Source organism: Roseateles sp. P5_B10, assembly GCF_056400485.1.
Window position 1 is genome coordinate 1 of record NZ_JBFULE010000895.1, and the last position, 2,037, is coordinate 2,037.

Genomic DNA, 2,037 nt, shown 5'->3' on the forward strand with positions numbered 1-2,037 from the left:
CGGCTATTCGTCCCTCGCCTACCTGACGACGCTGCCGATCTCGGAAGTGAAGATCGACCGCACCTTCGTGCGCGACCTCGGCATCACGCCGCAAAGCTCGGCCGTCGTCACGGCCATCATTGCGTTGGCGCGGGCCCTGGGCTTGCGCGTCATTGCCGAGGGTGTCGAGACGCTGCGCCAGATGGAAGTGCTGCACCGCCTGGGCTGCTCGCTGATGCAAGGCTTCCTGTTCAGCAAGGCGCTGCCGCCCGATGAGCTGGAGCGCTGGATCGCCCAGACCGTGCTGCCACGCAAGGCGCCCTGGATCACGCAGGCCGACGGCAACAACGACGTGACGTCTCGCGGGCAACGTTAATGCGTTCGCAACTGCCTCCGGCCCAACTGGCCAAGGCCGCGCTGCAGCGCCTCGCCCAGGCCCGGCTGGAACCCACGCCCGAGAACTACGCCCGTGCCTACGCTATCGAAAGCGGTGGCGAGCCGGCGCAGGCCGCCAGTGGCGCCACCAGCGCCGTCTCCGAGCGCCTCCAGCAGCTGATGTCCAAGCTGATCAGCCTGGCCCTGCCCTCGGGCAGCACGCGCCAGGAGCTGCAGACCGCCTTGCGTGAACAAAAGCTCGACGAACTGCAACGCCAGGTCGACAAGCTGCTCGACGTGGCCGGCCCCGCGGCCCAGGCCGAGGCCCTGGCCCAGGCCATCGAGCGCCTGTTGCGCGGCCTGGAGCGCGGCGGCAAGCACTGGACGCTGGCGCGCAAGAAGGACGGCATCAGCCGCGTGCTGGAGCTGGGCCGCAACGACAGCGGCAAGCTCGTCAAGCGCCTGGGCCAACTGGTGGCAAGCTGGGACAAGGACGGCGACGGCAGCGGCGTGGAGACGGATGAGGACGGCGGCACACCCAGCCAGTTCTTCTCCGAGAGCACATTTGCCGAGACGGGCTTTGGCGAAACGTCCCGTTTTCGCGAGAGCACCGGCTTTGGTGAACTCAGCCGCACCGGCCTGCGCGACACGACGCCGCCGGTTGTTGACACCAGCCCCCACTGGGCCGACGTCAGCAGCGAACTGAACGGCACGGTGCGCCATGCGCTGCGCTCGCCGCAGACCGAGGCGACGCCTGCCGACGCCTTGATGCGCGAGCTCGACGCCGCCCAGGCCGAATTGAAGTCCCATGGCGCCAGCCCCGACCGCGCCACGCAGATGGCCGCGCTGTGCCTGCGCGCCCGGCATCTGCTGGACCACCGCCGCCATCTCTTTGATGAACTCGGCGGCCTGTGCCGCGAGCTGAGCGGCAGTCTCGTCGATCTGGCCGAGGACGATTCCTGGGCCCGGGGCCAGGCCGAGGCGATGAGCAACGCACTCGCCCAAGGCCTGTCGGGCCGCGGCGTGCGCACCGTGTCCGAACTGCTGTCGGGCACACGCGAGCGCCAGCGCGCGCTGCGCGAGGAACGCTCCAAGGCGCGAGATTCCCTGAAGGGCCTCATCCAGCGCATGCTGGCCGAACTCGGCGAGCTGGGCCAGCACACCGACCGCTTCCAGACCAGCGTCGGCCGCTATGCCGAGGCCATCGAGCAGGCCGATTCGCTGGAAAGCCTGACTGGCACCGTGCGTGAGATGGTCGAGGAGAGCCGCAGCGTGCAGAGCCTGGTGTCCCAGACTCAAGCGCGCCTGACCCTCGAGCACGACCGCGCGGCCGCGCTGAACCAGCGCGTCGACGAGCTGGAGGGCGAGCTGCGCCGGCTGTCCAACGAAGTCCACACCGACCAGCTCACGCAAGTAGCCAACCGCCGCGGCCTCATCCAGGCCTTCGGCATCGAGCAGGCCAAGGCCGAGCGGGAGTCAACTCGCGTGGCCCTGGCTTTGCTGGACATCGACAACTTCAAGAAGCTCAACGACAGCCTCGGCCACCACGCCGGCGACATCGCGCTGAAGTCGCTGGCCGAGCGCACGCAAGCCTCGCTGCGGCCCGGTGACATGGTGGCGCGCTACGGCGGCGAGGAGTTCGTGCTGATGCTGCCCAACACGCCGCTGGACGAGGCCCAGCAG

General features: G+C 69.1%; 2 protein-coding genes. Both read left to right on the forward strand.

Annotated features, from left to right (window positions below):
- A partial coding sequence (locus tag AC1DU6_RS28970) for an EAL domain-containing protein (RefSeq protein WP_477861386.1) occupies window positions 1-355 on the forward strand: 355 nt, incomplete at its 5' end.
- Window positions 355-2,037 (forward strand): GGDEF domain-containing protein (locus AC1DU6_RS28975; RefSeq protein ID WP_477861388.1); only part of this gene is annotated, 1,683 nt, incomplete at its 3' end. The genes AC1DU6_RS28970 and AC1DU6_RS28975, both read left to right, overlap by 1 nt.